Source organism: Thermoanaerobaculia bacterium (genome assembly GCA_035717485.1).
GTDB lineage: Bacteria > Acidobacteriota > Thermoanaerobaculia > UBA5066 > DATFVB01 > DATFVB01.
Genome location: DASTIQ010000158.1, coordinates 1 through 7,595 on the forward strand (window position 1 = coordinate 1; position 7,595 = coordinate 7,595).

Here is a 7,595-nt window from a genome sequence, read left to right on the forward strand (position 1 = left end):
ATCGGATCCGGTCTCCTTCGACGACGACCACGGGATCCGGAACGATCACGCCTCGACGGACGTCCAGCAGGCGCGCGGCGCGGATCGCGATCGGGCGGACCTCCGCGGCGCGGAACGGCGCCGGAAGCAGGGCGGCGAGAACTCCCAGCAGGATCGGGGCTCGGCGTTTCACGGGGTGTCCTCCTCCTCGAACCGGCGCCGGCCCGCCGGCGCGCGGAAAGAGATTCGTTTCGGACAGGGCGATCCCCGGGATTCTACGCTCCCGGGTCCGGCGGCGACGGAGTCGCCGACTGGCCCGACTCTTCCTGAGTTCAGCAGGCTGGATCCGGCCGCTCGATTCCGTCGAAGCTCACGTTCTCGGGGGAACGAACGACATCGCGAGCTCCGGCGGCGGATTGAGTCTCGCCTGGTCGCCCGACAGCCGGTCGCTCGCGTTCCCCGCCGCGCGCCAGATCCACCGAATCGACGTCGCCGGCGGAGCTCCCGAGCTCGTCTGCCCTGCGGGGACGACGTTCGGCCTTTCGTGGGGCGCGGCGGGCGCGCTCGTCGTCGTGCCTTTCTACTGGGAGCGGAATCACGGGGGAAGGGCTTCCGCCTCCGGCGGGCGCCCTTCCCCCGTGACGACGGTCGATCGAAAAGCCGGCGAAGTCGCGCATCTGTGGCCGCGTTCCTGCCGGATGGGCGTCGGTTCCTCTTCTTCATTCGGACGGGATGGCGCAGCTTTCGCGCTGAGCGGGGGAATTTCGTCCCGCGAGGCGCCGCCCGCGTTCTCGTTACAATTCATCCGTCTGCCCGTAGCTCAGCTGGATAGAGCAACGGCCTTCTAAGCCGTAGGTCGGCGGTTCGAATCCGCCCGGGCAGGCCAACTTCCCCTTTTGATCGAGTGGCTTGTACGTTCTTGAAAAACCTCGCGGGACGAATCCGGGGGCGAAAGCCGGGCCAAACGGGTTTTGCAGCGGTAGATCTAACGGTCAATGCTGCTGCCGAGAGAGCGTCTCGGAGCGGCGGTGATTCCGTCGTCGCCACCCGAAACGTTGACGAGTTTATCGGCTCGCTACTTCGGCAGCGTTACCTTGAACTCGATCTTCGCCAGCTGCTCCGGCGCCTTGCCGATCAGCGCAGGAACGGCAGCCAGCGCGTGTCCCTGTGGATCCTGTCGAACAGGTTCTCCGTGACGATGTCGCCGAAGCCGGGGTCGCCGTACTCGATTGCCTTGTCGAGCCATCCTGCTGCTTGTCATCCGACATGTTCGTAGACGGCAGGCGTCACTCGCAAAACAAACTCGTGAAAAGCCCGTACTGAATCCCGGGCCGCGGTCGACGGACGCCTCCGACCCGCGCGAACGGTGAGAAACCGACATGAACTCGACCAGGAAGCTCGCCCGAACGATCGGCATCCTCTACGTACTGATCTCCATTCCGGGGATTTTCGGCCTGCTGTACGTCCCGTCGGTTCTGATCGTGCGCGGCGATGCCGCCGCCACGGCCCGGAAAATCCTCGCCTCCGAGACGCTGTTTCGAGCCGGCATCGTGGCCGACCTCCTCGCTCAGGCCGCTTTCATCCTCGTGGCCCTGGCGCTCTACCGCCTGTTGAAAGGCGTGGACAGGAACCTGGCCGCGCTGATGGTGATCCTTCTCGTGGTCCAGATCCCTCTCGCGTTCGCCGCCGAAGTTCATCGTCTCGCCGTCCTCAACCTCCTCGACGGCGCCTCCCCCGCGTCGGCCTTCGGCGAGGCGCAGCGGAACGCGCAGATGATGATGTCGCTCGACTCCTTCAGCGATGGCATGCTCGTCACGGAAATCTTCATGGGGTTGTGGCTGTTCCCGCTGGGGGTCCTGATCTGGAGATCGGGGTTCCTGCCGCGCTTCCTGGGTCTGCTCCTGTTCGTCGCCGCGCTCGCCTATTTCGCGGAAGCCGTGACGTGGCTCCTCCTGCCGGCCTACGGCCACGCCGTCGGTAAGATCGCCGGGAAGCTGCGGCCCCTGGAGCTGGTGACGCCGCTCTGGATGCTGATCATGGGAGCGAGGGACCGGCCGCTGGTCGACTGAAGGCCTCTCCCCTCCTTTGGATCACGGGTACGGATAACCCTGAGCGAGAGCGGCCGCCAGCTCGGCATCGTGACCGTAGACGTCGTCGTAGAAACGAACGTCGCCGCTTTCGTCGGCGGCGGCCGTCGCGTACACGATGAAGACGGGGACCGGCTTCGCCAGCCTGACCGTGACGTCGTCCTTTCCGCTCTGCATGGCCTGCCGTACCCGTTCGAGCGTCCAGCCGGGATTCTCGCGCAGCACCCAGGCGGCGAGCTCGGCGGCCTTCTCGACGCGAATGCAGCCGTGGCTGAAATCGCGGCGGGACCGGGAAAACAGCTCCCGGGCGGGCGTGTCGTGGAGATAGACGTCGTACTCGTTCGGAAACATCAGCTTGACCCGGCCCAGCGAATTGGCCGAGCCCGGCTTCTGCCGCAGCATGAGCTTTCCGGTCCGCAATCGCGCCAGGGCATCGTCCGAGACGCTGCCGGACGCGGCCACCTTGCCGTCCGGCGTCGTGATCTCGTACTTCTTGCGGGCGACGTACCGGCGATCGCGCCGGATGTCGGGAAGGATTTCCCGGCGGAGGATTCCGAGAGGAACGTTCCAGTAGGGGCGCAGGACGACGTGCGTCATCTCGGCGGCGAAGACCGGCGTCTGCGTCCGCATCGCTTTCCCCACCACGACGCGCATCTCGAGGGCGACGTCGAGGTCTTCGTCCAGGGCGCGAAGCTGGAAGTCGGGAATGTTCACGACGATCAGCGGCGAGCAGATCTCGAAGGCGAGCCACCGCCAGCGCTCCATCGCGAGCTCGAGCTGGCGGACCCGGTCCTGGAGCGGGACGTTGAGCTGGTCGAGGGTGGCGCGGCCGAGCCGGCCGTCATCCTCCAGCCCGTGCCGGCGCTGGAAGCGCTTGACCGCCTCCACCACCGGCCCGCCGTAGACTCGAGAGTCCTCCGGAACGGCGGCATCCGCCGGCAGATCGCCCACGAGCCTCAGGAATCGGACCAGGCGCGGCACGCCCGCGTAGTCCTGACCCGGATCGACGGGCCGGCTGACGACCGGAAGCTTTTCCCCGTCGTCGGCGCGCGCGAGCTCGAGATAACGCGCGAGCGCCCGCCCGGTATGGCGATAGCCTCCCAGCGGAGATTCGACCTCGTCCAGGACGTCCTGCACCTTCGGGGCGGTCAGGACTCGGTCGCGCAGGAACCGGGCCAGATCGTATTCCCGGTCGTTCACCGTCAGCCCGAACTCGAAGTGCCCGGGATTGATCCGTCCGATCTGCAGGGCGGAGACATAGCGCATGGCGCAAACGGTGAGCGCCACGTCGAAGCGCGCCGCGGCCGCGCCGTCCGGCGACCCCTGCAGCGAGCGGATCCTCTCCGCCCACCGGGAAGCGTCGTAGTCTTCCGGGTCGAGTCCCTTCTCCTCGGCGTCGCCGAAGAGCCGGATCATCGAGAGGGACTGCGGTCGCGGCTGCGTCCCCTCCATCCAGACCGGCGCGTACCCGGTCGATTCGTAGAGCTCCTGGAGCCCCGTCCGACAGTCGGCGAAGTCCGGCCATCGCATGCCGTCCAGGGTCCCGGCGGCGATCAGACTCCGGATATCGGCGGGTTGCCCCATGCCGGGGCGCGCGAATGCGGCGAGGAGAAGAGCCGCGGCCCAAGCCAGCCGTCTCCGGCGAGTCTCGATCATCAGGGTCATCATCCTCTCGATCCGGAGGATGCGCCTGATGTGCCTGCTTCTCCGTGAGCGACGAGGCCGGTTGGCGCGGAACGACGTTGCGCGGGGCTCCCGGTTTCCTTCGAGTCGAGCTCGTCCCGTCTCGGACGACGGTCAGCGCGTCTTGCCGCGGAGCGGGGGCTTCGCGCCGGGCACGCCCTCGGCGACCATGACGGCCGAGGAGTTCTGGGCGGCCGAGAGCGTCAGGAACTCATCGTCCGGCGAAAGGCCGAACGATTCGCTCACGTATTCCCGCGAGAAGCCGGCGACCGGCCTTCGCGTCGAAGCCGTATCCCGTCCCGGGGCGAAGTCCTGCACGTAGATTCCCGAGAGGCCCTTTTCGTTCTCGCCGACGAAGTAGACCTTCTTTCCGTCGTGGGACCACCGCGCGCGTCCCCAGATGATCGCGGGCGCGCCGATCGTGTAGCGGACCTCGATCGTGAACGGGACGTCCTTTCCCGATTCCACGTCGATGAAATGGATGATGTTGCGCAGGTCGAGTCGGTCCTGCTCGACCCACAGGACGTCGTGCCCGTCCGGCGACAGTTCCGTCTGGGCGTCATTGCCGCTCTCGATCAGGGATTGGCCGGATCCGTCGGGATGAGCCTTCCAGACGCCGAGCTTCGCGGGATTACCGCTCCAGTAGACGATCCACTTCCCGTCGGGGGTGGCCGTCGGATTCTGGGCGGAAACGCCGTCGTGCGTCACCTGGCGGGCGCCGCTCCCGTCTGCGTTGGCGATCCAGACCTCGAGGTGACCCGTGCTCCGCTCGCTCCCCCAGACGATGTGCCTGCCGTCCGGCGTCCACGCCGGGTCCCAGTCCTGCGCCGGATCGTCGGTCACCTGCCGGATCGCGCCGGTCGCGCGGTCGATGGTCCAGAGGTCGAGATTGCCGCCGCGATTCGAGGAAAAGAGGATCAGCTTTCCGTCCGGCGAGTAGACGGGCTGGCGGTCGATCGCGCTGCCCTCCGCGAGCAGTCGCTCTGCCGAAGCTCCGGCCGTGACGCCGAGCTTGACCTCGCGGAGATTCTGTCTCCGGAGGCGCTGGCTGAACATCAGCCTCCCGGGGGCCACGATATCCGTCAGCGTGACCTCGGAAACCGAGGAAGTCGTCCAGAGCAGGCCATCGCTCCAGAACAGCGTCCGTCTCGAGCCCGAGCCGGGATCGCAGCGGATCACGCGCGACCCCGAGCCCGCCACGTCTCCCATGACGTTCGGAGACTGGACGAAAAAGAGCGGACCGCTCCCGCCCGACCAGCTGAGGCCGCCGATCTGATATCCGGGCGATTGCGGACAGACATCGGCGACCCGACCGCTCGCCGGGTCCACCTCCCGGATCTGCCAGTCGAATCCGGAGTAGCCCCCGCTTCCGTAGGCGATCCGCCGGCCGTCGGGAGACCAGCGAGGGGAGTGGATGACCCGGTTGCCCTCGTCGGCGAGGATCTTCTCGCGTCCGCTTTCGAGATCGAAGATGCCGATACGGGCGTGGTCCGTCCCTCCGGCGATGCCGCGGAGGAAGACGATCCGGCGGCCGTCGGGAGACCAGTCGGCGGCCGCGGCGTCTTCCACGATCGGCCGGGGCTCGCCGCCGACGAGCCCGACGCGATAGACGGTCTGTTTCGTTCCGAGATCCCGCACGAAGAGGAGGCTCGATCCGTCCGGGGAGAAGCGCGCGGATCCGTCCGGTCCCGACGTGAGAGGCGCCTCGCCGCCGCCGACGAGCTGCTTGATCCAGATGCGCGGCGTCCCGTCCCGCCACGACGTGAACGCGATGAGCTTGCCGTCCGGGGAGGCGGCGGGCTCGCTGTCGGCGCCCGAATACGTCAGCGCGTGGATCCGGATCGGTTCGACGGGTGCGGGCCGGCGGAGCCACGTCGCCAGCGCCGCTCCGGCGAGAAGCGCGGCGGCGCCGACGAGCACGAACGGCCACGCACCCGGCCGTCGCGGCGCGCCGGCCGCGGCCGGCGCCGCCGCGGTTGTTCCCGACGGCATCGCTGCGAGGTCCCGCAGGTCGCGCGCGAGATCGCGCGTCGATCCGTAGCGGGCGTCCGGGTTCTTCTCGAGACATCGGGAGACGATCCTCCGGACCGCCGGCGGAAGGGGGGCGCCCGAGCCTTCGCCGGCGGGCTCGTCGCGGATGATCGCCGCCAGCGTCTCGGGCGTCGTCGCGCGGTGGAACGGATGCGCGCCGGTGAGCAGCTCGAAGAGCACGATCCCGAAGGAGAACTGGTCGGAGCGGAAGTCGACGCGCTCGCCGCTCGCCTGCTCGGGAGACATGTAGGCGACGGTCCCCATGACCATTCCCGTCGCCGTTCGCCCTCCGTCGGCGGTGATCATCTGGGAGTCGCCGTCCCCCTGGCTCTCGTCGAGCCGTGCCAGGCCGAAGTCGGCGATCTTGGCCAGACCGGCGCGGGTGACGAGGATGTTTTCCGGTTTCAGATCCCGATGGACGATGCCCTTTTCGTGCGCGGCCGCGAGCCCTTCGGCGATCTGCGCGGCGACGTCGAGCGCGTTTCGCCGCGACGGGTGGCGGTCCTCGAATCCCCGCAGGTTCGTTCCCTCGACGAGCTCGGCCGCGAGGAAGCTGATTCCCTCGTGAGTCCCGACGTCGAAGACCGTCACGATGTGCGGATCGGAAATCGACGATGCGGCGCGCGCTTCGCGCTCGAACCGGGCGAGGCGTTCGGGATCGGCGGCGAATTCCGCGGGCAGCACTTTGATCGCGACCTCGCGCCCGAGCCGCTTGTCCCGCGCGCGATAGACCTCGCCCATGCCCCCCGCGCCGAGAGACGAGATGATTTCGTACGGCCCGAGCCTGACGCCGGCGGCGAGCGTCATCGCTTCGTCTCCGCCGTCCAGTGGAGAACGAGATTCAGAGGCGAGGAGGCGACCTCTCCGACGTCCGTGTTGACGAGGAATCGCTGACCGTCCGCGGAGACGTCGTAGCTGAACAGGTCCGTGGCCGAAATGCGCTCGCGGCGGCGGGTCTGGAACAAGGGCGCCGCCGTCCCCGCCTCGAACGAAGGCGCGACGACGACCGGAACGGCCATCATCTTCCCGTCGGGAGCGAGGTAGAAGATCTCCTTCCCATCTCTTCGCCATCTCGGCTCGGCGCCGCCGGCGCTCGAGACCTTCCAGTCGCCGCCGGGTCCCGGGAACGGCGCGACGTAGATCTCCCATTTTCCCGACTCGTTGGATGCGTACGCGACCCAGCGTCCGTCGGGCGAAAACTGGCCGTGGCTCACGCCGAAGGAGGACCGGAGATACGGAACCGGGCTCTGCTTCCCGGCCGGAAGGACCCAGAGCTCGAAATTCGTCGTCGCGTCGATCGCGCGGAAAAGAAGATTCCGTCCGTCGGGAGACCAGTCGCTCGGATACTTGGTCCTGTCCGAGACGAAGAGCGGTTCCTCGCTTCCGGAACCGTCCGAGGCTTTCTCGTAGAGATCGGGATGGCTCCGGCGCAGAGACTGGAAGACGACGCGCTTTCCATCCGGAGACCAGATGGGGGCCGATTCCAGCGCCGGATCGGAAGTGAACCGAGTCGGAACGCCGCCCGCGGACTCGTAGATCCAGATGTCCGTGTTCCCCGACTGCGGATCGGTGACGTCGAGCGCGACGCGTTTTCCGTCGGGCGAGATCCGCGGATTCGCCTGGTTGGCGGGCGTTCCGAGCGTGCCGATCGTCCGGCCGCTTCGATCGAACCAGACCAGCTGCGAGACTCCCGAGGCGGCGCGCGGCTGGTAGACGAGCTCGCGGTTCTCGGACACGGAAAAGAGGGCGGACTGGGTCTGGGGGAAGTACTGGACGTCCTCGACGACGGGAGACGGTTCGCCCGTGACGCGCAGG

General features: G+C 67.8%; 4 protein-coding genes and 1 tRNA gene. 2 read left to right on the forward strand and 3 right to left on the reverse strand.

What is annotated here, in order from left to right; all coding sequences use genetic code 11:
• The first annotated feature begins 788 nt into the window (after window positions 1-788).
• Window positions 789-865 (forward strand) — tRNA-Arg (locus tag VFS34_08395).
• 493 nt (window positions 866-1,358) lie between these two features.
• Window positions 1,359-2,048 (forward strand): DUF4386 domain-containing protein, encoded by a 690-nt coding sequence (locus VFS34_08400; GenBank protein ID HET9794468.1) that lies wholly within the window; start codon window positions 1,359-1,361, stop codon window positions 2,046-2,048.
• Between the two features lie 21 nt (window positions 2,049-2,069).
• Here VFS34_08400 and VFS34_08405 read toward each other — a convergent pair whose 3' ends face one another.
• From VFS34_08405 to VFS34_08415, 3 genes are all read right to left on the reverse strand, one after another.
• Window positions 2,070-3,722 (reverse strand): L,D-transpeptidase family protein, encoded by a 1,653-nt coding sequence (locus VFS34_08405; protein HET9794469.1) that lies wholly within the window; start codon window positions 3,720-3,722, stop codon window positions 2,070-2,072.
• Between the two features lie 141 nt (window positions 3,723-3,863).
• Complete coding sequence (locus tag VFS34_08410) at window positions 3,864-6,587, reverse strand: protein kinase (protein HET9794470.1); 2,724 nt, start codon at window positions 6,585-6,587, stop codon at window positions 3,864-3,866.
• A partial coding sequence (locus tag VFS34_08415) for a hypothetical protein (protein ID HET9794471.1) occupies window positions 6,584-7,595 on the reverse strand: 1,012 nt, incomplete at its 5' end. The genes VFS34_08415 and VFS34_08410, both read right to left, overlap by 4 nt.

What these genes read in the sequence shown, in the direction of transcription:
- VFS34_08400 (HET9794468.1), top strand. Translation starts at nt 1,359, where the DNA reads ATGAACTCGACCAGGAAGCTCGCCCGAACGATCGGCATCCTCTACGTA.
- VFS34_08405 (HET9794469.1), bottom strand. Translation starts at nt 3,722, where the DNA reads ATGATCGAGACTCGCCGGAGACGGCTGGCTTGGGCCGCGGCTCTTCTC.
- VFS34_08410 (HET9794470.1), bottom strand. Translation starts at nt 6,587, where the DNA reads ATGACGCTCGCCGCCGGCGTCAGGCTCGGGCCGTACGAAATCATCTCG.